The 25,817-nt window shown below is 55.0% G+C and carries 26 protein-coding genes, 1 tRNA gene and 1 riboswitch; of the genes, 9 read left to right on the top strand and 18 right to left on the bottom strand.

What is annotated here, in order from left to right:
* Positions 1 to 35 precede the first annotated feature (35 nt).
* Positions 36 to 1,058 carry a ketol-acid reductoisomerase gene (ilvC, locus tag JXQ85_RS14995; RefSeq protein ID WP_421749756.1) on the bottom strand — a complete coding sequence of 341 codons (1,023 nt, stop codon included), beginning with the start codon at positions 1,056 to 1,058 and terminating at the stop codon, positions 36 to 38.
* 130 nt (positions 1,059 to 1,188) lie between these two features.
* Here ilvC and JXQ85_RS14990 point away from each other — a divergent pair, with 130 nt between their 5' ends.
* Together JXQ85_RS14990 and JXQ85_RS14985 are read left to right on the top strand one after the other, a co-directional pair.
* Complete coding sequence (locus JXQ85_RS14990) at positions 1,189 to 1,644, top strand: Lrp/AsnC family transcriptional regulator (RefSeq protein WP_421749755.1); 456 nt, start codon at positions 1,189 to 1,191, stop codon at positions 1,642 to 1,644.
* On the top strand, positions 1,641 to 2,096 hold the full coding sequence (locus JXQ85_RS14985) for an Lrp/AsnC family transcriptional regulator (RefSeq protein ID WP_421749754.1): 456 nt from the start codon (positions 1,641 to 1,643) through the stop codon (positions 2,094 to 2,096). Before JXQ85_RS14990 ends, JXQ85_RS14985 begins: the two co-directional genes overlap by 4 nt.
* 73 nt (positions 2,097 to 2,169) lie before the next feature.
* Here JXQ85_RS14985 and JXQ85_RS14980 read toward each other — a convergent pair whose 3' ends face one another.
* Both JXQ85_RS14980 and JXQ85_RS14975 read right to left on the bottom strand, forming a co-directional pair.
* Positions 2,170 to 3,369, bottom strand: coding sequence for a UbiH/UbiF family hydroxylase (locus JXQ85_RS14980; RefSeq protein WP_421749753.1), 1,200 nt, complete (start codon positions 3,367 to 3,369; stop codon positions 2,170 to 2,172).
* Positions 3,370 to 3,439: 70 nt separating this feature from the next.
* Positions 3,440 to 4,084, bottom strand: coding sequence for a pyrimidine 5'-nucleotidase (locus tag JXQ85_RS14975; RefSeq protein WP_421749844.1), 645 nt, complete (start codon positions 4,082 to 4,084; stop codon positions 3,440 to 3,442).
* A 98-nt stretch (positions 4,085 to 4,182) separates the two neighbouring features.
* Here JXQ85_RS14975 and JXQ85_RS14970 point away from each other — a divergent pair, with 98 nt between their 5' ends.
* Positions 4,183 to 4,821, top strand: coding sequence for a GntR family transcriptional regulator (locus JXQ85_RS14970; RefSeq protein ID WP_421749752.1), 639 nt, complete (start codon positions 4,183 to 4,185; stop codon positions 4,819 to 4,821).
* Here the strand turns inward: JXQ85_RS14970 and JXQ85_RS14965 are convergent.
* Together JXQ85_RS14965 and carA are read right to left on the bottom strand one after the other, a co-directional pair.
* Positions 4,804 to 6,717 (bottom strand): glycosyltransferase family 2 protein, encoded by a 1,914-nt coding sequence (locus JXQ85_RS14965; protein WP_421749751.1) that lies wholly within the window; start codon positions 6,715 to 6,717, stop codon positions 4,804 to 4,806. The genes JXQ85_RS14970 and JXQ85_RS14965 overlap by 18 nt on opposite strands.
* A 73-nt stretch (positions 6,718 to 6,790) precedes the next feature.
* Complete coding sequence (gene carA / locus JXQ85_RS14960) at positions 6,791 to 7,954, bottom strand: glutamine-hydrolyzing carbamoyl-phosphate synthase small subunit (RefSeq protein WP_421749750.1); 1,164 nt, start codon at positions 7,952 to 7,954, stop codon at positions 6,791 to 6,793.
* A gap of 184 nt (positions 7,955 to 8,138) precedes the next feature.
* Here carA and JXQ85_RS14955 point away from each other — a divergent pair, with 184 nt between their 5' ends.
* The 4 genes from JXQ85_RS14955 (at position 8,139) to JXQ85_RS14940 (ending at position 10,834) form a co-directional block, all read left to right on the top strand.
* Positions 8,139 to 8,600 (top strand): GatB/YqeY domain-containing protein, encoded by a 462-nt coding sequence (locus JXQ85_RS14955; protein ID WP_421749749.1) that lies wholly within the window; start codon positions 8,139 to 8,141, stop codon positions 8,598 to 8,600.
* A 174-nt stretch (positions 8,601 to 8,774) separates the two neighbouring features.
* Positions 8,775 to 8,849 (top strand) — tRNA-Gln (locus JXQ85_RS14950).
* A 337-nt stretch (positions 8,850 to 9,186) separates the two neighbouring features.
* The gene (locus JXQ85_RS14945) at positions 9,187 to 9,822 is read left to right on the top strand and encodes a TetR/AcrR family transcriptional regulator (RefSeq protein WP_421749748.1); all 636 of its coding nucleotides are present in this window, start codon (positions 9,187 to 9,189) and stop codon (positions 9,820 to 9,822) included.
* 13 nt (positions 9,823 to 9,835) lie between these two features.
* Positions 9,836 to 10,834 carry an MDR family oxidoreductase gene (locus JXQ85_RS14940; RefSeq protein WP_421749747.1) on the top strand — a complete coding sequence of 333 codons (999 nt, stop codon included), beginning with the start codon at positions 9,836 to 9,838 and terminating at the stop codon, positions 10,832 to 10,834.
* Between the two features lie 89 nt (positions 10,835 to 10,923).
* Here JXQ85_RS14940 and cobF read toward each other — a convergent pair whose 3' ends face one another.
* The 6 genes from cobF to cbiE are packed head-to-tail and all read right to left on the bottom strand — an operon-like array spanning position 10,924 to position 16,086.
* Positions 10,924 to 11,679, bottom strand: a complete 756-nt coding sequence (cobF, locus tag JXQ85_RS14935) for a precorrin-6A synthase (deacetylating) (RefSeq protein WP_421749746.1) — start codon at positions 11,677 to 11,679, stop codon at positions 10,924 to 10,926.
* Between the two features lie 3 nt (positions 11,680 to 11,682).
* The gene (gene cobA / locus JXQ85_RS14930; protein ID WP_421749745.1) at positions 11,683 to 12,402 is read right to left on the bottom strand and encodes a uroporphyrinogen-III C-methyltransferase; all 720 of its coding nucleotides are present in this window, start codon (positions 12,400 to 12,402) and stop codon (positions 11,683 to 11,685) included.
* Positions 12,399 to 13,715, bottom strand: a complete 1,317-nt coding sequence (locus tag JXQ85_RS14925) for a cobyrinate a,c-diamide synthase (protein WP_421749744.1) — start codon at positions 13,713 to 13,715, stop codon at positions 12,399 to 12,401. Before JXQ85_RS14925 ends, cobA begins: the two co-directional genes overlap by 4 nt.
* A gap of 12 nt (positions 13,716 to 13,727) precedes the next feature.
* The gene (gene cobM, locus JXQ85_RS14920) at positions 13,728 to 14,522 is read right to left on the bottom strand and encodes a precorrin-4 C(11)-methyltransferase (protein WP_421749743.1); all 795 of its coding nucleotides are present in this window, start codon (positions 14,520 to 14,522) and stop codon (positions 13,728 to 13,730) included.
* Positions 14,519 to 14,887 carry a cobalamin biosynthesis protein gene (locus JXQ85_RS14915; protein ID WP_421749742.1) on the bottom strand — a complete coding sequence of 123 codons (369 nt, stop codon included), beginning with the start codon at positions 14,885 to 14,887 and terminating at the stop codon, positions 14,519 to 14,521. The genes cobM and JXQ85_RS14915 overlap by 4 nt, the downstream gene beginning before the upstream one ends.
* Entirely contained in the window at positions 14,884 to 16,086 is a 1,203-nt protein-coding gene (gene cbiE, locus JXQ85_RS14910) for a precorrin-6y C5,15-methyltransferase (decarboxylating) subunit CbiE (protein ID WP_421749741.1), read from the bottom strand. The genes JXQ85_RS14915 and cbiE overlap by 4 nt, the downstream gene beginning before the upstream one ends.
* On the opposite strand from cbiE, the gene JXQ85_RS14905 reads away from it, so the two are divergent.
* Positions 16,085 to 16,843, top strand: a complete 759-nt coding sequence (locus JXQ85_RS14905; protein WP_421749740.1) for a cobalt-precorrin-6A reductase — start codon at positions 16,085 to 16,087, stop codon at positions 16,841 to 16,843. The genes cbiE and JXQ85_RS14905 overlap by 2 nt on opposite strands.
* Here the strand turns inward: JXQ85_RS14905 and cobJ are convergent.
* From cobJ to JXQ85_RS14870, 7 genes are read right to left on the bottom strand one after another with little or no spacing between them, the layout of a single operon-like run.
* On the bottom strand, positions 16,816 to 17,568 hold the full coding sequence (gene cobJ, locus JXQ85_RS14900) for a precorrin-3B C(17)-methyltransferase (protein WP_421749739.1): 753 nt from the start codon (positions 17,566 to 17,568) through the stop codon (positions 16,816 to 16,818). The two genes, JXQ85_RS14905 and cobJ, sit on opposite strands and share 28 nt — an antisense overlap.
* Positions 17,565 to 18,290, bottom strand: coding sequence for a precorrin-2 C(20)-methyltransferase (locus JXQ85_RS14895; protein ID WP_421749738.1), 726 nt, complete (start codon positions 18,288 to 18,290; stop codon positions 17,565 to 17,567). Before JXQ85_RS14895 ends, cobJ begins: the two co-directional genes overlap by 4 nt.
* Before the next feature lie 4 nt (positions 18,291 to 18,294).
* The gene (locus tag JXQ85_RS14890; protein WP_421749737.1) at positions 18,295 to 18,924 is read right to left on the bottom strand and encodes a precorrin-8X methylmutase; all 630 of its coding nucleotides are present in this window, start codon (positions 18,922 to 18,924) and stop codon (positions 18,295 to 18,297) included.
* Complete coding sequence (gene cobG, locus JXQ85_RS14885; protein ID WP_421749736.1) at positions 18,924 to 20,069, bottom strand: precorrin-3B synthase; 1,146 nt, start codon at positions 20,067 to 20,069, stop codon at positions 18,924 to 18,926. Before cobG ends, JXQ85_RS14890 begins: the two co-directional genes overlap by 1 nt.
* On the bottom strand, positions 20,066 to 23,341 hold the full coding sequence (gene cobN / locus JXQ85_RS14880; RefSeq protein WP_421749735.1) for a cobaltochelatase subunit CobN: 3,276 nt from the start codon (positions 23,339 to 23,341) through the stop codon (positions 20,066 to 20,068). Before cobN ends, cobG begins: the two co-directional genes overlap by 4 nt.
* Positions 23,342 to 23,360: 19 nt before the next feature.
* The gene (gene cobW / locus JXQ85_RS14875) at positions 23,361 to 24,422 is read right to left on the bottom strand and encodes a cobalamin biosynthesis protein CobW (RefSeq protein ID WP_421749734.1); all 1,062 of its coding nucleotides are present in this window, start codon (positions 24,420 to 24,422) and stop codon (positions 23,361 to 23,363) included.
* Between the two features lie 9 nt (positions 24,423 to 24,431).
* Positions 24,432 to 24,827, bottom strand: a complete 396-nt coding sequence (locus JXQ85_RS14870) for a DUF1636 family protein (RefSeq protein WP_421749733.1) — start codon at positions 24,825 to 24,827, stop codon at positions 24,432 to 24,434.
* Positions 24,828 to 24,912: 85 nt separating this feature from the next.
* Positions 24,913 to 25,136: riboswitch (cobalamin riboswitch) on the bottom strand.
* A gap of 37 nt (positions 25,137 to 25,173) precedes the next feature.
* Between JXQ85_RS14870 and cobO the strand changes: the two genes are divergently transcribed.
* Positions 25,174 to 25,791, top strand: coding sequence for a cob(I)yrinic acid a,c-diamide adenosyltransferase (gene cobO, locus JXQ85_RS14865; RefSeq protein WP_421749732.1), 618 nt, complete (start codon positions 25,174 to 25,176; stop codon positions 25,789 to 25,791).
* Positions 25,792 to 25,817 lie beyond the last annotated feature (26 nt).

Here is a 25,817-nt window from a genome sequence, read left to right as displayed (position 1 = left end):
GGCCCCCGTAGAAAATCCTTAAGACATGTCTGCCTTTAGTTTTTCGCTTTGTCGACCATTTTGCCTGCAGAGATCCAAGGCATCATGTCACGCAGCTTGCCGCCGACAACTTCGATCTGGTGCTCGTCGTTCGCACGACGGGACGCTTTGATGGTTGGCTGACCAACTGCGTTTTCCAACATGAAGTCACGAACGAACTTACCAGACTGAATGTCTGCCAGGCTTTCTTTCATGGCTTTCTTAGTCTGCTCGTATGGCAGGATGCGTGGACCAGTAACGTACTGACCGTATTCCGCAGTGTTGGAGATCGAGTAATCCATGTTGGCGATGCCGCCTTCATAGATCAGGTCAACGATCAGCTTGGTTTCGTGCAGGCACTCAAAGTAAGCCATTTCAGGTGCGTAACCTGCTTCAACCAGAGTTTCAAAACCACAGCGGATCAGTTCAACGATACCGCCGCATAGAACAGCTTGTTCGCCGAAGAGGTCAGTTTCGCACTCTTCGCGGAAGTTGGTTTCGATGATACCGGAGCGTCCGCCACCAATTGCAGAGCAGTAAGACAGGCCGATTTCCAGCGCTTTGCCAGTTGCGTCTGTGTCTACTGCTACCAAGCAAGGTACGCCGCCGCCTTTGGAATATTCGCCACGTACGGTGTGACCTGGGCCTTTAGGCGCCATCATGATCACGTCTACGCCTTCTTTTGGCTCGATCAGGCCGAAGTGTACGTTCAAGCCGTGTGCAAATGCGATCGCTGCACCTGGCTTGATGTTATCGTGTACGTATTTCTTATATGTTTCTGCCTGCAGTTCGTCTGGCATTGTGAACATGATCACGTCACACCATGCTGCCGCTTCGGCGATGCCCATAACTTGCAGGCCTTCTGCTTCGGCTTTTTTCGCAGATGCAGAGCCTTCGCGCAGGGCAACAACAAGGTTCTTTGCACCAGAGTCGCGCAGGTTCAACGCATGCGCGTGACCCTGGGAACCGTAGCCCAGGATGGCCACTTTCTTTTCTTTGATGAGGTTAACGTCGCAATCACGGTCGTAGTAAACGCGCATATCTGCACCCTTTCAGTAATGTTTGAGGTGATCATAGGGATGATTTCAGATCAAACGAGTGTAGTATTGCGTGTATTTGGATTTGATATCGATGTTTTCATTCGTGAAAGTCGGTGATAATAGATAAATCATGTTTGATGATGTTGATCGGCGCATTCTGCGCCACATGCAAAATGACCCAGAGCTCGCGATTCCCGATTTGGCGGAACGGATCAGCATAACCACTGGTCGGGTCGCGCGTCGCATTGAGCGTTTGAAAGATGATGGCATCATTCGCGGCGTGCGCGGTGTGATCGACTGGCAGGCTATGGGGTATGAAGTTGAAGTGTCGCTGCGCATCACCCTTGATAAGACCCAAACACGCGCCTTTGACGATTTCATCGAAGAGGCGCGCAAAATTCCAGAAGTGATTGAAATTCAAACTTTCCTGGGACGTGTCGATGTGCGTCTTAGCGTGATTGCCCGTGACATGGCACATTATCAGGGCATCTATCGCAGCAGCATTCTCGCCCTACCGCATATTGCGGATATTGAGGCCTTGATGAGCGTTGCGCGGATCAAAGCCAATGAAAGCCTGCCGGTATGATCGATCTGGATGAGCTAGACCGGAAACTTTTGGGTGCCCTGGCGGAGGATGCCACATTAAATGCAGGCGCGCTGGGGCGTCGTTTTGGTCTCAGCCAGCCTGCGACTTGGCGGCGGATCAAACGGTTGCAAGACGCGGGCATTCTGAACGGCAAAAAGATCGACCTTGATAAAGAAAAACTCGGGTTCGGCGTGACAGTGTTTCTGGGCGTAAAGTTGGCCACCAAAGGCCGCGTCAGTTTGGAAGACTTTGAACGTGCGGTCACAGCTATTCCGGAAGTGCAAACAGCGGATCATGTTTTGGGCATGTATGACTACCGTTTGCGTGTCACTGCTCGTGACATTTCTGATTTTGAACGAGTCCTGCGCCGCCGCATCATGACGTTGCCCGGAGTCGGTGATGTCGAAGCCAACGTGCTCCTTTCCGAAGAACGCCGTCCAGGGCCGCTATAGCCCTCACATTTATCTTTGCCGAAATACTCTGGGGGCAGGGGCAACGCCCCGGGACTCTAAAAACAGCACAAGCCTATTTTGCGCCCAACCCCATTTGCATCAGCATTTTCCGAACTGGTGCCATACCATAGAGGGCCTGCAGCCCAGCGGCGCGCGCGTTTCTTAAAATCGGGGACTGCGCCATGGATGCGCGGTTGAGTAGATCGATGCCCTTAATGCGCATTGCCACATCGGATCTACGTTTTTGATCATACTTGGCCAAGATCTCGCGCCCTCCAATGGTGTCTGGCTGTTCAACTGCTAGGTCCAAGAGGACCTTCAAATCTCCAAGCGAGGTGTTTAGGCCTTGTGCCCCAATCGGCGGAACCACGTGCGCAGTCTCAGCAATCAAAGCGACACGTTCCGAGGCAAAACGATCTGCAATTTGGGAAATAATCGGCCATATGGTGCGCCGTGAGGCCAGTGTTAATGGGCCAAATAGTGTACAGCTTCGTTCGGTCATCGCCGCATTAAAGGCCTCTTCGGGCAGATCAAAGAGTTCATGTGCACGCGCGGATCGCTCCATCCAGACCAGCGCAGAAGATGGTTTGCCCTCAAAATCAGGCAAGGGCACCAAAGTAAACGGGCCGCCGCTGCGGTGAATTTCGGTGGATACATTTTCGTGCGGGATCGGGTGCGTCACGGCTAAGGCCAAAGCCTTCTGCCCATAGCGGGTGGTTTTCACGTCAATGCCCGCTTTTTGGCGAATGGTTGAATTGCGCCCGTCTGCTGCCACCACCAATTTACAAGTGACAGTGGTGCCATCACTCAATTGAACCCGGGCCTCAGCCTGGCGGGTAAACAGATCCGTGCTTGATACCCCAAGACGCAGATCAACCGTTGGCATTTCATTTAGGTGCGCCACCATTTCTCGGCGCAAAAGCCAGTTGGGCAGGTTCCAACCAAAGGGCAGATCAGAAATATCAGCGGCGTCAAAATCTTTGATCACACGTGGTTTTGGTTCAGCGCCACCAGCATCGACGATGCGCATGGTCTGCAGCGGGGCCGCGTGATCTTCTAGCCGTGCCCAAAGCCCTGCATCTTGCAAAAGGCTGCGTGCGGGTTGCAAAAAAGCCGTTGTCCGCAGATCAGATCCTGCCACATCGCGCTCGGTCACCGGGGGCGTTGGATCCACGCAAAGCACAGAAAATCCAGCTTGGCCGAAGGCCGCTGCGGCTGTGAGGCCCGCAATTCCGCCACCTGATACCACAATGTCAAAATGCTGATGTGTCATGATGTGACCTTTCCTACGCTCTACATACGGGCTGCCATTCGCTTGACCAAGAGGCCGACCTAAAATCGCCCTACAAAAGGTCCCGCAGGAAACCAGTTAGATCATCCGTATGGTGGTGAATATGATCTGCATCATGCGGATCTGGCGCGACATGAACTGTGCGCATCCCCATTTGATGCGGTGCCGAGAGATTGCGCGGATCATCTTCAAACATCGCCGCGACCTCTGGTTTGACGCCATCTTTTTGAAACACCTGTTCAAAAGCAGCATGTTCAGGCTTTGGCAAATAGCTAGCATGTTCAATGCCGTAAACCGCATCAAACACCCCGTCCAATCCACGCCCTGCCAGAACATTTTCCGCGTAAGGGGCAGTGCCATTGGTGTAGACAATCCGCCGACCAGGGAGGGCGCTGATCAGGGCGCGCAGTTCAGGATCGGGCGTCAGCGCGGCAAATGAGATATCGTGCACATCTTCAAGGTAAGGCACGGGATCAATATCATGCTCGCGCATCAATCCGGCCAAAGTGGTGCCATATTGCGCCCAATATTGCGCGCGCATCGCATCCGCTTCATGCGGTGCCACCTTTAAAGTGTCGACCACATAGTTGGTCATGCGCACCTCGATCTGATCAAAGAGCCGCACGCTGGGGTGATAAAGGGTGTTATCCAGGTCAAAAACCCAGGTTTTCACGTGTAAAAAGTCGTCTTTCGCCATATCGCGCAAGCTATGCTTTGCTACGGTCAAGTCAATGCCGCGCTTGCATGTTTCCAATTGGAGTGCATAGTTTCGGTCCGATAAGGGGAAGCCGCAAAATGACCTACCAAAAGTCGCAGAATAAAGACGCCTACACGTTGATATTAGAAGCCATCGACGTTGGCGTGTATAAACCGGGCGATCGTTTGGTCGAAAGCGATCTTGCAGACCGCTTTGGCGTGTCGCGTACACCGATCAGAGAGGCACTGCAGCGACTTGAAACCCAATCCCTTCTGGCCCGTGATGGGCGCAGTTTGATTGTGGCCTCATTGGATCACAACCAACTCTCTGAACTCTATGCAGTGCGCAGCGAGTTGGAAGGTCTGGCGGCGCGTTTGGCTGCACGCCATGCAACAGATGAAGAAGTGCGGGTTCTTAAGGAAATGGTCGAAGAAGATCAGGCATTGATTGGTGATGCCAATGGCCTGGCGAGGGCCAATCGCCGCTTTCACAAGATGATTCATTTGGCCTCGCACAACCGCTTTTTGGTACAGCAATTGGGCTTGGTGCATCGCTCCATGGCGCTGATGGCAACCACGTCGTTGGCCGCTGAAGGGCGGGGTGAAGTGGCCTTGGCAGAACACAAAGCCATCGTGGATGCGATTGGTGCGCGTGATGAAGATGGGGCTTATGCAGCCTTAAAGGTTCATATATCTAAAGCCTTTGAAACGCGCCTGAAACTAAGTGCCGAAAGCTGAGTATTCAGCACTTAGACCTTCTTTGGTCTGACCATGAGCCGTTTTATCCCAATAAAATGGGCTGACGAATAATTCGTATAGCGCCTTGTATGCGCCTAGCGTCGCAAGGGTGAAGTAGAAGGGCAGTGTTAGCACCCAGCCCATCAACCATCGCCGGTTTTGCCCACGCAATGATAGGGCAGCCAGAATCATATCCAACAGCATGATGCTGAAAAATAGGAACGAGACTGCATAGATGACGGCGGGTGGAACTGGTGTGATCCATTGCATTTGAGCGCCAAAGGTCAAAAGCCAAAAGCTCCAAATCAGCGGCGCGAGCAGAAATTGCGACAGCGTGCTGAGGAAGATGGCGTTGAAACCAAGAAATCGTCGTAAGCCAAGCTCTGTAAACAGTTTTTTGGGTCTGCGCATGTGGACGAGATATGTCACCATGTAGCCTTTCAGCCAGCGCGATCTTTGTTTGATCCAAGGGCGCAGACGGCAATTGGCTTCTTCTTGGGTTACTGTTGAGATCAATTCGGTGCGGTATCCATAGCGATAGAGCCTGATCCCAAGATCAGCATCTTCGGTGACATTATGGGCATCCCATCCACCAATCGCTTCGATTGCGTCGCGCTTTAAAAAAAGAGTTGTTCCACCAAGGGGTACAGCCGCCCCTAGGCGCGACATGCCTCGGATGATCGTGCGAAACCACATTGAGTATTCCAAGGTAAAACAACGTGCTAGCCAGTTGGTCCTCGGGTTGTAGTAATCCAAGATTCCCTGCAGGCAGACGACGTCAGATGGCGCGTGTGCGAAATGATCTGCAACCTGTTCCAGTTGATCTGGTGCCGGGGCGTCTTCAGCGTCCCAGATGCCAACGATATCTCCTTTGCAGAAATCCAAAGCATAGTTCATGGCGCGTGGTTTGGTAGTCAGGCCAGAACCTTCGGGGACAATCACCACCCGCATCCAATGGGGCAGACTGCAATGCGCGAGGATCTCTTTGGTTTGCTTGTCTTTTTCCTCTAAGACCAGGACCACATCCAGCAGCGCTTTAGGGTAGGTGATGGCGCTGAGGCGACGCACCAAAGCCTGCGCGATTTCGGTTTCATTGAACAGTGGCACTAAGACTGAAATTTTTGGCTGTTTCGGCAGTGGGTCGTCACCCAATAAATTGGTAGCGGTGTCACTGCGTGCCGGGGAGGGTGCTTTGTGACAATGAACGAAGGCGGCGATCTTCATACAGGTTGCCAATATCTGGGTCGATAAGATCAACACTCCAGTTGCAACAAGGCCAGTAAGCGGAAAATTCCATACAAATATCACGACGGCCAAAAGACACAGAATCATGGTCTGAGAACCGGATATTGATGCTCCGGCCCAGTGACGGCAGCTTTCATCCGGGGCTACCCGCGCTTCACAATGTTGGACCAAAGACGATTTGAATACGCGGCTTATGACATCAAACAAATCACATTCTTTGACCAGAACGATGCGTCTACCATTCTTGCCTTCTGGCAGAAGGTGTTCAATTTTTTCAAAATGTTGCGGACGACTTGTGGCGTAGACAATTTGATCATCTTCCGTGATCCAGGGCACAATTGCATGTTTGACGCAAAAATTCGGGTCCAGAAGACTTAGAAGTCGAAAGTCAGGCGGAGCCTGTTCCAGGTTTTCCAGCGGTGCGCGGTAATGATGCGCCAGATAGGGAACCAACGCGTCTTCGGTCATCCAACCTTTTGACATCAATATATCTGCGAGGCAGGTGTCCCATTTCGCCAGGGCTGTGATTGCATAAAACAATTGCCACGGCGCCAAGCGCCCATCTTCAATCAAATGCCGACCCAGTGCCAATTGGCAATTGGGCCGGTGATCCATCGACGCTTCAAAGAATTGCGTTGCAACGTGCAGCAAAAGAAAAACCCCAATCCATTTTCAGGATCAGGGTATTCTTGATGTCTTAACAGGTTTTTAAGGTTAACCCGGCTCAGGCAGCCTTTTGTGCATCCATATAGGCGGCAAAGCGTTCAAACAGATAAAAGCTGTCTTGTGGGCCAGGGCTTGCCTCTGGGTGGTGCTGTACAGAGTAGACTGGGCGATCTGCGATGCGAATGCCGCAGTTTGATCCGTCAAACAGTGATGTGTGGGTTTCCACAACACCTTCTGGCAAGGACTGGCTATCGACCGCAAAGCCATGGTTCATCGAGGTGATCTCGACCTTGCCGGTCTCATGGTCTTTGACCGGGTGGTTTGCACCGTGGTGGCCGTGGTTCATCTTGATGGTGGAGCCGCCCAAGGCCAATGCCAGCATTTGGTGACCCAAGCAGATGCCAAAGACCGGCAGATCTTTTTTCTCCAGAACTTTCTGGATCATCGGAACCGCGTATGCACCAGTTGCGGCTGGATCGCCGGGACCGTTGGATAGGAAAACCCCATCTGGATTATGGGCCAGAACTTCTTCTGCGGTCGCAGAAGCCGGCAATACAGTGACGTCACAACCAACCGATGCCAGGCATCGCAGGATGTTGCGCTTTGCGCCGAAATCGACCGCAACCACTTTAAAGCGCGGGTTCTCCTGACGTGGGTAGCCATCCGGCCATGCCCAGCGCATCTCATCCCAGCGGTAGCTTTGGGTGCAGGTCACATCCTTGGCCAAATCTAGCCCTTCCAGACCAGAAAAAGCACGGGCCTGTGCCACCAGAGCTTCAATGTCAAAGTTGCCTTCTGGGTCATGGGCAAGTGCGACATGCGGTGCGCCCTGTGCGCGGATCGCGCGGGTCAACCGGCGTGTGTCTACGCCGCCGATCGCGATACGATTGCGGCTGGCCAACCATTCTGACAACCGACCTGTGGAACGCCAGCTAGATGGCTCGGTTGGGTCCCATTTCACAACCATGCCTGCAGCCACTGGATCGCCGGTCTCATCGTCTTCGTCGTTGACGCCGGTATTTCCGATGTGTGGGAAGGTAAAGGTAACAACTTGACCCGCATAAGATGGGTCGGTCATTATTTCCTGATAGCCGGTCATCGCTGTGTTAAAGCACAGTTCCGCGGTCGTCGCGCCTGTTGCGCCGAACCCGCGTCCGTAGAAAATCGTCCCGTCAGCGAGGGCAAGACATGCGGTTGGGGTATTGGTTGGGACCTGGGCCATGGCAGCGACTCTCCGGGCTGGGGACAAATTGTCGGGAAACTAAGGTCCAGAGGCAGTCACGTCAAGGCTTAACCGTGTGGTGAAAATTGTTTCAAATCAGCAAGTTAGTATTTTCCATCCCCGGTTGCGCCTTTGGAAGCAATCGCTTATGGTCCAAGCCTCTTAGTATACTGGGGAAAAACAGATGAGTTTGCGTGCTAAAATCAACGACTCCTTGAAGGAAGCGATGAAATCCCGCGCCAAGGAGCGGCTTTCGACGCTACGCTTGGTGAATGCCGCGATTAAGGATATGGAAATCTCCTTGCGTGGTGAAGGCAAGGAAGAAGGCGTAAGCGAAGCTGACGTACTGCAAATCTTGTCTAAAATGGTGAAACAACGTCAAGAGAGCGCTAAAACCTACGAAGAAGGTGGGCGTTTGGACTTGGCTGAAGGTGAATTGAACGAAATCACCATTATAGAAGAGTTTCTACCGCAGAAGCTTTCCGAAGAAGAAATCGTATCTGCGATTGATGCGGTTGTTGCTGAAGTCGGTGCCAATTCCATCCGCGATATGGGCAAAGTCATGGGCGGTTTGAAAGCGAAATACACCGGTCAGATGGATTTCGGTCAAGTTGGTGGAATGGTGAAAGAACGGCTGAACCAATAAAATCAACCATTCTATATTGTGAATTTCAAAGAGGAGCCCAGCGGCTCCTCTTCTTGTTTTAGGGGCTGGAAATACATCGAGAATTCTTGTCGGAAAAAAATGCAGATTTGGCAAAAAATTTGCGTTTCGGGTCTTGCGCCCTCCGGACACAAGTCGTATTCAGCCGCTCACAGTTGGGATGTAGCCAAGTGGTAAGGCAACTGTTTTTGGTACAGTGTACCGTAGGTTCGAATCCTACCATCCCAGCCATTTTCTCCGAGTGTTAAACAGCCAAATCAGGCCCCTCCGCAGGGTCTAGGCGATAGTTCAATTCGCGTAATCTATTGACCTGCCTTGTTCGTGTTCACAGCAAAATACGCTGTTTGTTCTGCGGAATGGCGAACGTTGGTTAATTCTGTCTCAGAATGGGCCTCCTAACAAAATTCAATTTTGCTTGTACCGTTGCCACAACGGCGAGGGCCGCCTTTATTCGTTCGGCGCTCAAAAGGCGTGGATGATCCGCGTTTATTTGGCGTGGTTAACAGTAAAGATCCGTTAAAACTTCTCGATCTTGCTTTAATAGACCAATCAGTCTAGTAATTAGTCCATGACAACGATTTCCTTGAAGCAAACCCCAAAGCGAGGACGCCCAAGGCGTGATCCAGCAGATGCTGAAGCGCGTCAGAAACTGATCCGTGCGGGACTCGCGTATTTGACCGAAAAGGGATATTCGGCGGTTGGGATTGATGAGGTGCTTAAAGCATCGGGCGTCCCGAAAGGCAGTTTCTATCACTACTTCCGCAATAAAGCTGACTATGGCCGCGTCTTGATCGAGGCCTATAACGCCTATTTCCTGAATAAATTGGACCGTGCCTTTACTGATGAGACACTGACACCCTTGGCGCAGCTGCGCGCCTTTTCGGATGATGCGATCACTGGCATGGCTCGACATGGATTTCGCCGGGGTTGTCTGGTTGGAAATCTTGGCCAAGAGATGGGCGCATTACCTGAAGAGTTTCGCGCAGACCTGATCGATGTTCTCTCGCAATGGGAGGCACGTGTTGCGGATTGCCTGATACGGGCGCAAAGCGGCGGAGAGCTGGACTTAAGCAAAGACCCAAACGCGCTCGCTGAATTCTTTTGGATAGGCTGGGAAGGGGCGGTTTTGCGCGCCAAGTTGGAACACCGTCCAGATTCCATGACAACTTTCATTCGCATCTTTTTCGCACATCTGAACAGCTGACCGGAGGCTCCAAATGTTCAAAGCTATCGTGATTGATAAACCCGACGACGTGCAGACCGTGACCTTGACTGACATTGGCCAAGAACAACTACCAGAGGGGGATATTCTGGTGGATGTCGCCTATTCCACATTAAATTACAAAGACGCGCTCGCCCTTACGGGATCAGCGCCGATCATCCGCAAGTTTCCGTTGACGCCGGGTATCGATTTTTCCGGTGTTGTTTCAGAAAGTGCCCACCCTGATTTCAAGACAGGGGATCGGGTGGTGCTAACCGGCTGGGGTGTTGGCGAAAAACACTCAGGCGGTCTGGCGGAAAAGGCGCGCGTGAATGGTGACTGGTTGGTGAAACTGCCTGACGGGCTGTCTTTGCGTCAAGCCATGGTGATCGGCACTGCCGGCTATACGGCCATGCTTTGCGTTTTGGCGCTGGAAGCCCATGGGATCACGCCTGATAGCGGAGAGGTCGTGGTCACAGGCGCCGCTGGCGGAGTCGGCAGCGTGGCCACTGCGCTTTTGGCTGACCAAGGTTATCAGGTGGCTGGCGTGACTGGGCGGCCAGAAGAGGACGTCTATCTTGAGGCGCTGGGAGCCTCATCCATTGTGCCGCGTGAGGAGCTTGAGGGGAAAGTGCGGCCTTTGGCCAAAGAACGTTGGGCCGCAGGGATCGATGTGGTTGGCAGCACCATGCTGGCGAACTTATTGTCCGCAATTAAATACCGCGGTGTTGTGGCGGCCTGTGGCCTCGCAGGGGGAATGGACCTGCCAACCTCGGTTGCTCCGTTTATTTTGCGGGGTGTAACGCTCGCAGGGGTCGACAGCGTCATGTGTCCAATCAACGAACGCGTCGCGGCGTGGGAGCGACTGGCGCAAGACCTCGATATGAGCAAATTGTCGAATATGGAGACTGAGGTCGCCTTTGATCAAGTCATTGAAACTGCGCCCAAGTTCTTGCAAGGCCAAGTTCGCGGTCGCCTGGTGGTACCAATCAATCCTGATCTTGAAACGGCCTAAACCTAATGACTCATTCCGTTTTCATTTTGGTGTAAATACCTCAGAACGAGGTCGCAGGCTGAGGGGCAGCGCCCCTCAATTCACGCTAATCAGCGCGCTTTGCGCAGTAGATAAATATCCATGATCCAGCCGTTTTCAGCGCGCGCCTTTGCGCGTGTGTTGATGATCTCATCTTGAACATCGCTTAGAGGACCTGACCGCAGCACCTGCTGCGGCATGCCGACATACCCGCCCCAGAAAATCTCAAGGCCTTCTGGTGCGAGGTGCTGAAATGAGCATTCACCGTCCAACATCACGGCCACAGTGTCCGCATCTTGTGGCCAACCGTGATCGCGCAATTGGCGACCCGTTGTGATGATCACTGGCGCACCTAAATCATTCAGCGGGATCGCATGGGCAGCGGTCAGCATCTGCAAAGAGGTGATGCCCGGCACCACATTCACATCAAGTTCCAAGCCTTGCGCCTTCAGGCGGTCCGTGATCCTTAACGTGCTGTCATAGAGGGACGGATCACCCCAAACTAGCAATGCCACATGCGCGTTTGATCCCGCGTGATCGCTGATCAATCCGCTCCAAATCGTCGCCAGCGCGTTGTGCCATGTATTGACCCCGTCCAGATACTTTGGCGTGTTTGCATCCCGGATAGGATAGTCAAACTCAACAACTTGGGGCGCGACATTTAGGACATCCGCGATAATTCCGCGACGCAGATCAGCCAGTTCGGTTTTCTCATCTCCTTTGCGTGGCAGCAGAACCAAATCCGCCGCTTCAAGCGTCTTGATCGCCTGAAGCGTTAAATGATCAGGATTGCCCGATCCAATGCCAACCAACGAAAGGGTGATCATCGCTTAGGCCTCCGCCAATTCGCCAAAGAGGATCAAGCCCGGGGCCGAGGTGATTTCGGTTGCAAGTTTCGCAGACAAAGCTTCCATGGTCGTGCGCTCCAGTGTTTGCTCTGGGTGGCTGACGTTTTCGGCCAACAACGCCGGACAGTCGCGGCGTAAACCGGTTGCAAATAGCTTTTCGGCAAGTTCCGGGAAGGTGCGTTTTGGCATGAACAACACGGTGGTTGCACCGGGGTCTGCAAGCGATTGCAAGTTCAAATCGCCCGGCAAAGCACCTGCTACATCGTGGCCGGTCACAAATTGAACGCGCCGCGCCACCAAGCGCCGAGTCAGCGGGATCCCCGCAGCCGCCGCAGCGGCACAAGCCGAGGTCACACCGGGAATAATTTCATACTCGATCCCTGCGGCCTTAAGCGCTGTGATCTCTTCTTCAAGGCGGCCGAAAATGCCAGAGTCACCCGATTTCAACCGCACCACATGCGCGCCGGTTTTGGCGTAGTCGACCAGAAGTTGGCTGACGTGATCCTGTTTGGGTGACGGGCGGCCTGCACGTTTTCCAACGCCCACCAGATCCGCCTCGGGGCCCGCATGTTCCAGAATGGGGCCAGAACTGAGGTCATCAAACAATATGGCCTGCGCCTTTTGCAGCCGGTTTACTGCTTTGACGGTCAAAAGCTCTGGATCGCCCGGACCAGAACTGACGAAGCTAACAAATCCACTCATGTTGTTGCCTCTGCGATCAAATGAAAGAAGGTGCCGGTGACATTGCCTTTGACGGATCCGGTTTCTGGCACTGGGTTGCCATCAGCATCCCCGACCTGTGCCAAAGGTGCATCAGGTTCTTCCAAGATGGTTGAATAGTGGAATTCGTGGCCACGCAGGCGGGCTGCTGTATCAAAGCCCAACATTGGGGCGTTCAGCGTCGCCTGCCGATAGCCGAGGTGGAACTTGCGTTTCTCGTAAGATGTCACCAGCCCAAGCAGGCCAAGCATCTGGTGCCTTGTGCCTTCCTTATCAATCAAAGCTTCCCCAAGCGCCATATAACCACCGCACTCACCGTGCACCGGTTTGGTTTCGGCGTGTTTGCGAAGAGCAGTGCGGAAAGTAGACGCCGCTGCCAGTTTTGCCGCATGCAATTCAGGATAGCCACCCGGTAGCCAGACCAGATCAGCATCCGCTGCAGGAGCTTCATCTGCGAGGGGGGAGAAAGGGGTGATTTCTGCACCAGCTGCGCGCCAACCTTCAACAAGGTGCGGATAGGTGAAACTAAAGGCCGCATCCTGCGCCATTGCAATCTTCTGCGTAGGCGGTTTTGGGAGGGCTCCAGTGCGCATTGGCCCAGAAGCGGCTGCAGCTTTGATCGCGTCTAAGTCGACATTCTCACGCAAGAAAGTTGCGTAACCTGCGATCGCGGCTTCTAAATCCGGATGTTCAACCGCTTGGATCAAACCAAGATGGCGTTCTGGCAATGCAAGATCGCCGCGTCGTGGCAGCACACCCAGAACTTTGACACCCGCCTTTTCCATGCCAAGACGCGTCAAGCGCTCGTGACGCGGGCTGGCACAGCGGTTCAGGATGACGCCCGCAAAGGGCACATCTGGGTTGTACGACTTGAACCCTAAGGCGGTTGCCGCGGCAGATTGGGCTTGACCGCCCACATCAATGACCAAAACAACAGGCCAGCCCATGGTCAGCGCAGTTTCCGCTGAAGAGCCAAAGCCGCTTTCGCCTTTGGTAGCCACCCCATCAAACAGTCCCATCGAGCCTTCCGCAATGATGATATCCGCCCCGTCGGACTGCTGAGACACGCCGCCAATCAAGCCATTGTGCATGGCCCAAGTGTCGATGTTGAACGAGGGTCGGCCAGCTGCAGCGCGGTGAAAAGCTGGATCAATATAATCAGGGCCAGATTTAAACGGCTGAACCTTCATTCCATCATCTGCAAGGGCACGCAAAAGACCTAGCATCACCGTGGTTTTGCCGGTGCCAGACGAGGGAGCGGAGATCAGAATTCCAGGAGGGGGTGTCATTGTCATATCAGGTATCTCTCAGTCGTCCCCGTGGTTCCAGCTGGACCAGGGGCTATCTGCCGTCTGGGGTCGGTATCTGCGGTCATAATCTGTGGCGTAAAGACAGCTTTCCTCAAAGCCTTCTCCTGCAAGGGCCGGGCCAACAAGGATCAATGCTGTGCGGGTCACATGTTCTGGTACATCTGCCTGCATGGTGGCAAGCGTGGTGCGGATGATTTCTTGGTCGGGCCAGCTTGCGCGGTATACGACGGCGACAGGGCAATCCGCCTCATAATGCGGGGTCAGATCTGCGATCACGTTTTCCAAGTTGCCAATCGACAAGTGGATCGCAAGCGTTGCGCCGGTGGCGGCAAAATTCGCAAGGGTTTCGCCCTCAGGCATTGTTGAGGCCCGCCCCGGAGTGCGCGTCAGAACCACCGATTGCGCCAATCCCGGTAGGGTTAATTCAGTGCCCAATGCCGCCGCCGCAGCAGCAAAACTAGGCACGCCGGGTGTCACCGAAACCGGTATGCTTTCAGCCTTCAAACGGCGGATTTGTTCGCCCATAGCAGACCAGACTGACAGATCACCCGAATGCAGACGTGCCACGTCTTGGCCCTTGTCTGTTGCGGTCTTGCAGACCTTCACTATGGCATCCAAATCCATGGGTGCCGTATTGATCACCTCAGCCCCTTCTGGGCAGTGAGACAGAATTTCATCAGGCACCAAAGACCCGGCATAAAGACACACTTGGCAGCTTGCGATCAGATCGCGTCCACGTAAGGTAATCAGGTCAGCCGCGCCGGGGCCTGCGCCAATGAAGTGAACAGTCATCCGGTTGATCCCTCTGAAATCGCCAATGCACAGGTGGCCATGCGATCCTCTGAAATATGGCGTGCTGCAATTAAACGCCCACCGGTGCCGGAAACAACCAAAGCGCAGGCTTCAGCAACGCTCCCAGTGCCGCGTTTTTCGATGACGCGCGCCGCTTGGGTGTGGGTTTTGACTGACTGCATCTCTTCTGCTGTGACTTCGTGCACAGGCAGCTCGAGATCGGCCGCCAGCTGTTTGATGCATAAAGCGCCGGCTTTGTCGTCAGGCACAGCAATGGCATCAGCGCCACCGCCCAGCTTTTCATAAGCGTCTTTCAAGCTCCGCAGGCTCGCGCCCGTGCGAAAGCCAAATCCAGCGATGATCATAGGGTGACGCTCCATTGAACGATTGGGTAATGGGCTTTCCAGCCACGTTTCTGTCCGAGCGGTTTACACGTGCTGATCTCAAAGCGCATCAGCATGCCGCCTTTTTCTGCCTGCCATTTTGATAAAAGCATCTCTGCTTCAAGCGTGACACCATTGGCAACAAGCCGCACGCCAGCTGGGAGTGTATTCCACAGCCACTCCAGCATATCAGCGCTAATACCCCCGCCAATAAACACGGCGTCCGGGTGCTGGAGACCTTCTAGAGCTTGCGGTGCGGCACCTGTGACAACTGAAAGGTCCACTCCAAGATCCATGGCATTCTCAGCAATGCGAGCAGCACGTTCACCGTTGATTTCAACAGCGGTTGCCGTAAGGCTCGGATGTGACAACAGCCATTCAATGCCGATCGAGCCAGACCCACCGCCGATGTCCCATAGATGCTCACCGAATTTCGGTGCAAGCGCCGACAAAGTCAAAGCGCGTACAGGACGCTTTGTGAGCTGGCCATCATTGGCAAAGAAACCATCAGGTCTGCCGCTGGCCAAGGGCAACACGTCACCATCACCTTTGAAGGCAATGCCAACCAAAACCGGGTGCTGAATATCTTCCGGGACGTTGATCGCTCTGACAGCGCGCACGCGCTCGCGCGGCCCACCAAGGGCTTCTAGAACATGAAGCTCTGAGCCACCAAAACCAGCACCATCGAGCCAAAGCCCCAGCTCTTTAACAGCGGCACCGTCTCGCATAGTACAAAACGCGCGTTGGCCATTGGCTGTTAAAGCGCGCAATCTTGAAAAAGGCGCGGCATGCAACCCCAAACAAGGCGTCTTTTCCAAAGCCCAGCCCAGCTTTGCTGCAGCAAGCGATAGGCTGCCAACAGCAGGTAAGGTCTTATATTCTTCTTGGTCCAAAATATCCAAAAGACTGCCGCCAGCCCCATGCCAAAACGGATCTCCTGAAGCCAGGACGACAACCTCTTGTCCCCGGAAACCTTCAAGCATCGAAAGCCCATCTGCATAAGGCACAGGCCATTCCACCAATTCAGCGCGAACTTCAGGCAACAACCCAAGATGGCGCTTCGCTCCCATGATGATTTCCGCCGCCCCAAGCGCCTTCAGGCTTGCAGGAGGCAACCCATATGCGCCATCTTCGCCCAAACCGACAATCGTCAACCATGGCTTACGCACAGGATCAGACATGACGCAGCACCTCCTGATTTTGGGTGGCACAACCGAAGCCAGTGCCTTGGCGCATGCTGTGGCCAGTAATGACCTGAAGGCGACGTTCAGCTATGCAGGTCGTGTTGCGAATCCGAAAGCACAGCCGATCCCAACGCGGGAAGGGGGCTTTGGTGGCCCGCAAGGACTGGCCGCCTACATTCGAAACCACAACATCAGCCATGTGATCGATGCCACGCATCCTTTTGCAGCGCAAATGAGCTGGAACGCCTTTGAAGCTTGCCGCGCCACGGATACGCCACTCGCGGCCTTGACGCGCCCGGCTTGGACGCCTGTTGAAAACGACACTTGGCAATTGGTTCCTGACATCGCGCACGCCGTTGCCATCCTTCAAGGGGAGGCAAAACGCGTCATGCTGGCACTGGGACGCCTGCATATGAATGATTTTGCGGTGCAGCCTCAGCATCACTACGTTCTCAGGTTGGTCGACGCACCCGAAGAGACCCCAGCCTTGCCCAATCACACGGTTGTCGTGGCGCGAGGGCCGTTTGATGTCGACGAAGACATTGCGCTGTTTAAAGAGCACGCGGTGGAAGTCGTTGTCTGTAAAAACGCCGGAGGCACAGGGGCTGCTGCCAAAATCCAAGCTGCACGCGCACTTGGCCTGCCGGTGATCATGATTGAACGCCCCAAATTGCCTGCCCGCGCTGAACTTGCGACGCCGAAGGCTGTATTGGAGTGGCTCACGGCTCATCCGGCCACCGAACGCGGCGTGTAGACCAACGGCGCATCATCGCGTTCGATGATGCGTGTCTGAGAAGAACCCAAAAGAACAACCGTCCGCATGTCGGCCATATCTTCAGTGACCTCCGTCAGGGGAACGATTTTGATCGTTTGATCCGGACGGCTGACATTGCGGGCAAAGATCATTGGGCGGTCATCGCCGCAGGCTTCTTGCAGGGCTTTCAAAGCCTTGCCAAAACCCTCAGGGCGGGATTTGGAGCGTGGGTTATAAAACGCCATAGCGAAATCAGCTTCAGCTGCCAGCCGCAGGCGTTTTTCGATTAGCGCCCAGGGTTTCATATTGTCGCTGAGGTTGATGGCACAGAAGTCATGGCCAAGTGGCGCGCCACAGGCCGCAGAGGCTGCCAGCATCGCCGTAATACCCGGCAACACTTGAATATCAAGGTTGCGCCAATGTGCTTCACCATGTTCGACGGCTTCCAAAACCGCCGCGGCCATTGCGAAGACGCCCGGATCACCGGAGGAGACGACGACAACGCGTTTGCCTTCGCTTGCCATTTCAAGCGCATGCCGGGAGCGGTCGATTTCAACGCGATTGTCTGAGGCATGTTTGGTTAGACTTTCACGGGCCGAAATACGTTCGACATAGGGGATATATCCCACAACATCCGTGGCTTGCGCGATTGCCGTCTGAGCTTCGGGGGTGATGAGAGCGTCATTCCCTGGCCCGATACCAACGATGATAACGGACCCGCTCATGGTCGTCGCCCTTGGCCGTGAACCACAATGATCGAGAAATATGGGGTCACGTCGTCAGAGACTTCGGACAGTTTTCGCACGGTTTGTTTGGCCATGGTGGCAAATTGCACAAGGTAAGCATCGTCGAATTTGCCGCCAGCCTTTAAGGCGCGGATGACCTTGTCGAAGTTGGTGCCGATCTTCATGATCACCAAAGCATCAGTCGCTGCGATATGGTTCGTAAGCTTGTCCTCATCAAGCGTGCCCATCAACACAGTCAATACATCGTCGCCCCAGGTGATTGGCGCGCCTGTGGCGGTCCAGGCACCGGACATGCCGGTGATCGCAGGTACAACTTCGGTTGGCACATGGTCTTTTACACGAGCATAGATGTGCATGAATGAGCCATAGAAAAACGGATCACCTTCGCAAAGCACGACAACATCTTCGCCGGACTTGGCCAGAGCAATCAGATGATCGGTGACCTCGGTGTAAAATGCAGAGAGCGCTTCATTGTAACGTGGATCGCTCAACGGGATTTCAGTCGTAACCGGATATTCCATCGGGAACTCAACGGCAGTTTCCGGGATCATCCCTTCAACGATGGCACGCGCCTGACCCTTGCGGCCGGCTTTGCGAAAGAAAGCGACATGTTTGGCACCCGCCAAAAGACGATGGGTTTTGACACTCATCAAATCCGGATCACCCGGACCAAGGCCGATGCCGTAAATGGTTCCCGTCATTGGATTATTCCTTCCGGCTGGCGATGGCGTTGATCGCAGCCACAGTCATAGCAGAGCCGCCCAGCCGGCCTTGCACAATCATGCAAGGCACCGGTCTATCTTGCCAAAGCGCTTCTTTGCTTTCCATCGCGCCGATAAAGCCAACGGGGCAGCCGATGATGGCTACCGGGCGAGGGCAGGTTGGGTCTTCGAGCATGTTCAGCAAATGAAACAGTGCAGTGGGCGCGTTGCCAATAGCGACGATGGCCCCCCCAAGGCGATCGCGCCAATGTTCAAGTGCGGCCGCAGAGCGAGTGTTGCCCATTTCTTTAGCAAGCTCATAGATGCCCTCAGCATGCAGGGTGCAAATCACGTCGTTGTCGGCGGGCAGACGAGGGCGGGTGACGCCTTCGGACACCATACGTGCATCACAAAAGATCGGCGCGCCGTCTTCCATGGCTTTGCGGGCCGCTGCGACCATGCCCGGTGTGAATTTCACGTGTTGTTCCAAGCCGATCATGCCTGCGGCGTGGATCATGCGCACAACGACCTGTTCTTCGTCTTTGTCAAAGCCCGCCAGATCAGCCTCACGGCGGATTGTGGCAAAGCTTTCATCATAGATGGCTTGGCCATTCTGTTCGTAGGTATAGGGCATCAAAACTCTCCGATGCGGTCTAGCAGGTCGTTATCCGCCAGTTCATTTTCAGAAAGGCCGGTCAGGGATGGCTCATCCCATGGCAGGCCGTTTTTCACAAGATCAAAGCGGCCATCTCGGCCTACGAGCGTTACGTCCGAACGTCGCGGGTGAGCGCAGCCTTTGCTGCATCCGCTGATGTGTAGATTGGCGCTGGTTCGGCCCGCAATCAAGCGCGCCAGCGACCGGGTTTTAACAGATGCCGACGTACAGAGAGGTGCTCCGGGGCAGGCGCTGATGGCCAGTAGTGGATCATTCGGCGAAGTGACCAACCCTGCGGCAGGCACAGGCGCTGCGTCTTCGGTCAGGATCAGACGCCATGGTGTCACGCGCAGCGCAACGCAGCCGCTGGTTTTGACGAGTTCAGCGAGCTGCGCAGCCTCTATTTGACCAAAGGGCGCGCCATAGAAAGTACCGAAATCATTTGATCCTGCCGTGACGGAAGACGCGGGCTTTAACCCGGGTGTATCATTCCAGTCAGATGGCAATGCCACTGATTTTAAATGTGTAGCCATGCGACGCGAAGATTGGCCACCGGTGTCCGCAAACCACTCAGCCATTTGAATTGCCGCTGAGATGGCTTCGTTTTCAGCGACAAGACACCCCATCTCGCTGCCATCTGCGCGCAAAAGAATTCCCTCGTCACAACGTTCAAGACGAATATCTGCAGAGTTGTCCTGCAACAGCGGTACAGGGCCGGTATCGATGGCAAAGCCGAATTTGGCGGGCAATTGAGGCAGGTCCGCGAGCCTTGCATAAAGCTGCTGCGCAAGGCCGTCTGTCAAATCCCCTGCACGCCAAAGTGGGGTGATCAGGATATTGCGACGCGCTTCTAAGTCGGGATCATCAGGAAGTAGTTTTAGCGCGTTTAGCTCAGCCAACAGCGCCTCGTGATCCGCTGAACGGACGCCGCGAATTTGCAGATTTGCGCGGCTTGTCAGATCGATCAGGCTGGATCCGTATTTTTGTGCGAGATCACAAAGCCCGAGGGTTTGTTCCACCGTTAAGCGAGCCATGATTGGGCGCACACGCACAACCAAGCCATCGCCTGACATCATGGGTTGATATGCGCCTGGGCACCATCCTTTGGCGGCTGGTCGCGTCATGTCAGCGCCTCTAGCTCTGCAAGAATGGAATTGCGACGAGTTTGCCAAAGGCCAGCTTCGTAGAGCGCAGCAAAGCGATCTTGCATCGCCGCGAGAGCTTGCGGATTGTTTTCCTTAAGGAATTCCACAATCGCCTCATCCCCCAAGGTCGCCTCGTGATAGGCATCAAAGAGGGCCGGGTGCACGGCATCTGCCAGATGGGCGAAGGCCGCCATATGCTCCAGAGTTGCGGCAATCTCAGCGCCACCACGGAAACCATGGCGCATCATGCCAGCCAGCCAATCCGGGTTTGTCGCGCGGGCGTGCACGACGCGGGCGACCTCTTCGTCCAAGGTGCGCGCGCGTGGCTTGGATGGGTTTGTCGCATCCAGGTGATAAAGGGCGGCATCACCGCCTGTGACGCTTTGCGCGGCTTTGAAGCCAGCCTCATGGCTGGCGTAGTCCACCGCCAAAAGGATGTCGGTTTCGGGCATATCCTGTAGGTGGACAAAACTATCCGCTGCAGCCACGCGGTCACGAATGCCGGTATGGTCTTGATGTGGCTGGTCTTTGTCCAGCGCCCAGCTAGAGGCTGAAAGCCAGGCTTGGCCTGCCTTCGATTTGGCGTCGTCGCCGTAATCTGTGAGATGCCCCATGCCCAGCCCGTAGCTGCCCGGTGCAGGTCCATAGACGCGGGGCGCGGGTGTTTCACCAGCAAATGGGTTCCAATCGGCGCTTTCTTCGCGATCTGCCAAGGCTCGGACGGCTTGGGAAAAGAGTGCAGATAGCGTTGGGAAGACATCGCGGAATAGGCCAGACACGCGCAGAGTCACGTCTAAGCGTGGGCGTTCGAGCATGGCGATGGGTAGGATTTCCACCCCGGATACACGTTCAGAGCCTTCATCCCAAACGGGTTTTGCACCCAGAAGATGCAGCGCCATGGCGAATTCTTCGCCCGCTGTGCGCATGGTCGCAGAGCCCCAGAGGTCGACGATCAGGTTTTTCGGATAGTCGCCTTCGTCCTGCAGATGCCTGCGGACGAGTTCCTCGGCAAGTTTCACGCCCTGCGCGTAAGCCGCGCGGGTTGGGACGCTGCGTGGGTCTGTGGTGAACAGGTTTCTACCCGTTGGCAGAACATCGGTACGGCCACGGTAAGGAGAACCTGATGGGCCGGCCTCTATGCGTTTTCCTTCGAGCGCCCGGATCAAGGCTTTGCGTTCGGAGCTTGCAGAAGGGGCCGCATCAAAGGCCGGTTGGTTTTCGGGCGGGCGGCCATAGATGTGCAGCCCGTCGCCGAATTGGCTTTCTTTGATGTCACAGACGAATGTGTCGATACGGGTGATCGCTTCGGCTAAAGAGGTTGCAGCGTCCATGCCCAGTTGATCGGCAAGGCCTAAAGCTTCGGCTTCGGTGCGGATGCTGTCCTGTAGGCGATCTCGGCGTTTGGGGTCTAAGCCGTCAGCGTTTGAAAACTCGTCGAGCAGGTTCTCTAAGATCGCAAACCTTTGAGGGGCTGCGCTTTCTTTCAGTGGGGGCGGGACGTGACCAAGAGTGACTGCGCCGATGCGGCGTTTGGCTTGGGCTGCCTCGCCGGGATCGTTCACGATGAACGGGTATATGACAGGGCGGTGACCAGTCAGAACTTCGGGCCAGCATTCGCCAGAAAGGGCGACGGATTTACCCGGTAGCCATTCCAGCGTGCCGTGGGCACCAACATGTGCAATGGCGTGGGTATCGAACTGGTGTTGGAGCCAGAGGTAGAAGGCGACGTAGCTATGGCGCGGGGTGCGGGCGAGATCGTGGTATTCGTCTTCGCGCTCGGCATCTGACCCGCGCTCTGGCTGCAGTGCGATCAGCAGGTTTCCACGTTGGGTGGTTGCGAAATGAAAACTGCCGTTTTCGCAAGATGGATCATCTGATGGATCACCCCAAACTTCTGACAGGTCATCCTGCAATGATTGCGGCAACTGGTTCAGCGCAGCTTGGTAGTCGGCGATGGCCCAGGTGATCTGTTCGGAGGAAAGTGCGTCTTGCAGTGGTGCACCAGCTGCAACAGTCAGGCCTTCATGGCTGAAATCCTCTGCGATGGCTTCAGCGCTTGCGATGGCGTCCAGACCAACCGCATGGGCCATGTTCCAATCCTGTCCGGGATAGGTAGAAAGCACCATGGCCACGCGTTTTTCCGCGGCTGGGGTTTGGTTCAGGCGCACCCAATGGCAGACCTTATCCGCGATGGCGGTGATGCGGTCTGCATGGGCGCGGTGACCAAATCGAGAATATTCCAGTTGCGGGTCTTTTTTGCCCGGTTCTTTGAAACTGGCCACACCTGCAAACAGGCGACCATCAACTTCGGGCAGCACCACATGCATGGCAAGATCAGAGGGGGCTAGACCACGCTCAGCTTCGGCCCAGGCTTTCCTGCGGCTCGTAGCCAGCGCCATCTGAAAGACCGGCGCATCCGTGGCATCCAGTGGTGAAGTGCCGTCCTCACCTTTTCCAGAGAAGGCTGTGGCATTCACTACGGCAGCAGGCTGAAGGGTTCGAAGCGTGTCTGCAATCCAAGCGGCGGCTTCGGGTTGCTTGAGAGTTGGCGCAAAGAGGCCTAAGACCTCATAGCCGCGGGTTTCGAACTCGTTTGCCAGTGCTTCGATTGGAGCGAGGTCCGCTGCTGTTAGGTAAGAGCGGTAGAAGGACAGTACCACCAGTGGTTTGTCAGTCTGCTGCTCGGCTTCGCAAACGCCAGAGTTAGGCCGCCATGCGCCGTGACTTGGTACGGTTTTGCTACCTATGACTGGCTTGGCATAAAGGCCTGCTGCCAATGCAAGTTGGGCAAGCGCAGCCTGCGCAGCGACGGCCCCACCTGTGTCACAGAGGTGCGATAGCCGGTCCAATGTGGATTTTGGGAGGGTGGAAACTTCGTCCAATCGGCTATCTGGACGGCCATCTGCTGGTAAGATCGCCAGTGCAACGCCCTTGCGTCGGGCTAAGTCCTGCAACTGTTGAATGCCGTAAGACCAATAGGGGATGCCACCGATCAGGCGCACCAGAATGGCTTTTGCACCTTCCAAGGTCTGCTCGACATAGGTGTCGACAGAAAGAGGGTGTTTCAATGCGGCCAGATTGGCCAGCCGCAATGTGGGCAGATCGCCATTCGCGCGATGCCAACCCGCCGCGAAAGCTCCAAGGTCACTGTCAGAGAAAGACAAAACCACCAAATCGGCCGGGCTCTGACCCAGATCCATTGGGGTTTCACTTTCCTCTAACCCGTGGCTTTCGCGAAAGACGACATGCATGGCAGTTCAAACGGCTCCGTTAGTCAACAAGTTCGCCAAGCAGCGCGGCGCGGATGGCTTCGCTGTTGATGTTGTCATGTTCAGCAATAACCACGACCTTGCCTTGGCGACCTTCTTCGGGCTTCCAAGGACGGTCAAACTGATGACGTACACGGGCACCGACAGCTTGTACAAGCAGGCGCATCGGTTTGCCTTCAATGGCCACATAACCTTTGACACGCAGGATGTTCTGTTCGTTGGCCAGGCGTTCCACGCGGGCTGCGAATTCTGCCGGGTCGGTCTGTTCTGTCAACTCGACCACGATGCTTTCAAACTCATCATGGCTGTGATCGTGGTGATGATGGTGGTGGTCTTCATGATGCGAAGGGCGCGCGTCGATGTCATCTTCGGCAGCGGCTTCCAGACCCAGAACAATGCGTGGATCAACCACACCTTCAGCCACTTCCACAACAGCGATTTTGCGCGGGGATTCCTTGGCAATCACTTCCTTGGCTTTCGCCACTCCTTCTGGACCAGCCAAATCTGGTTTGGTCAGCAGGATGATGTCAGCGCAGTTGATCTGATCCTCAAAAACCTCAGACAGAGGCGTTTCGTGATCCAACCCTTCATCCGCTTCACGCTGGGCGTCAACCGCAGCCACATCTGTTGCAAAACGACCTGCTGCCACAGCTTCAGCATCGGCCAAAGCGATTACTCCGTCCACAGTGATCTTGCTGCGGATATCAGGCCAATCAAAGGCCTTCAACAGTGGTTTTGGGAGGGCCAGACCAGAGGTTTCAATGATGATATGCTCAGGACGCGGGTCCAGCGCCATCAGGGCCTCGATGGTTGGGATGAAATCGTCAGCGACAGTGCAGCAGATGCAACCGTTCGCCAGTTCCATGATGTTTTCAGCTGGGCAATCCGGGATCGCGCAGGATTTCAGGATTTCACCATCCACACCAACATCGCCGAATTCATTCACAACGACCGCAAGGCGCTTGCCCTGTGGGTTGGTCATCAGGTGACGCACAAGCGTGGTTTTCCCGGCGCCCAAAAAGCCGGTGATCACAGTAACGGGGAGTTTTTCGAGAGTACTCATAGCAGGCTCTTATTCTGGCAGGTTCAGCGGCGGAACGCGCGCGATACAGTTTTTACGGAAATGAATAGGGCGCTCGCGCCACGGCACGATGCCATCTTCGGTGGCGGCGTATTTGGTAATACCTTCATGCACAAGCGCTGCATCATCAGCACCAGTGAAGTTGCCATAGACATAGGTCCAGCGATCAGAGCCACCACGGACGGCAACAGAGCAGCCGCTGTCGCAGTTGCTGAGGCATTCGACTTCACGCACGGTGACGTGCTCGGGCCAGTCCATGTCAAACAGGGCAGCTCCTAGTTGTGCGCCGGGGCGCGGGCCTTCAACATCTGTTGGCTGACCGGCACGACAGGTGGCGCAGACAAGCAGCTCCACCGGGGCCAGTTCTGGCGTTACATCTTTGGGCAAATTGTCTCTCCACTCCATCGGAGGGACAAGGGCGAGGGGCGGGGACGTCATACGTTTTCCCGACACCGGAACACCCCGTCCGGTTTCATGTCTTTTGTCGCTGGCAGGTCTCCCGGCTTACGGATGTCAGGCCCAATTTCATTTGGGCTCTGGTGGTGCTCTAGACCTTCCCGGCGCATTGCCAGTGGTGTGCAGAGACCTCTCCGGTCACGGTCGCGGGGGCGGCTGCGTTTCAAATTGCGTCGCAATCGTTATCGCATTCCCTTTTCACCTGCTCTAAGAACAGGAACCAACAGAACGGACATGCGCGAAGGCGCAGACTGAGTCAAGCATGGAGACCGACACCGTGAGCGATAACACCGACCAGAATACCCGCCATGCGGAGAAAATGAAGAAAATCAAAGCAGCGCGTGATCGTATGATGGCGACGAAGACCGAGGAAAAAGGACTGATTATGGTCCATACGGGACCCGGTAAAGGCAAGTCGTCTTCAGGATTCGGCATGATCATGCGGTCGATCTCGCACGGCATGCCTTGTGCGGTGGTTCAGTTCATCAAAGGGGCCATGGCGACCGGGGAACGGGCGTTTTTGGAAGAGCACTTTCCCGCAGAATGTAAGTTCTTTGTCTCTGGTGAGGGGTTCACCTGGGAAACGCAGGATCGCGAGCGCGATATTGCAAAGGCTGAAGCGGGTTGGGAAAAAGCCAAAGAGTTGATCCGCGATGAAAACATCAAGTTTGTGCTGCTGGATGAAATCAACATTGCACTGCGCAATGACTATCTGAACATCGATGACGTGGTGGATTTCTTGCTGACTGACAAGCCTGACATGACGCATGTCTGTCTGACCGGACGCAATGCGAAACCAGAGCTGATTGAAGCCGCGGATTTGGTGACCGAGATGACCTTGGTGAAACATCCGTTCCGGGATGGAATTAAGGCGCAGAAGGGTGTGGAGTTTTAATTTTCCGACGCTAGGCGCAGTCCTTA

This window comes from Cognatishimia sp., assembly GCF_049116455.1.
In the GTDB taxonomy this organism is placed as follows: domain Bacteria; phylum Pseudomonadota; class Alphaproteobacteria; order Rhodobacterales; family Rhodobacteraceae; genus Cognatishimia.
This window is presented reverse-complemented; position numbering and strand designations above follow the sequence as displayed.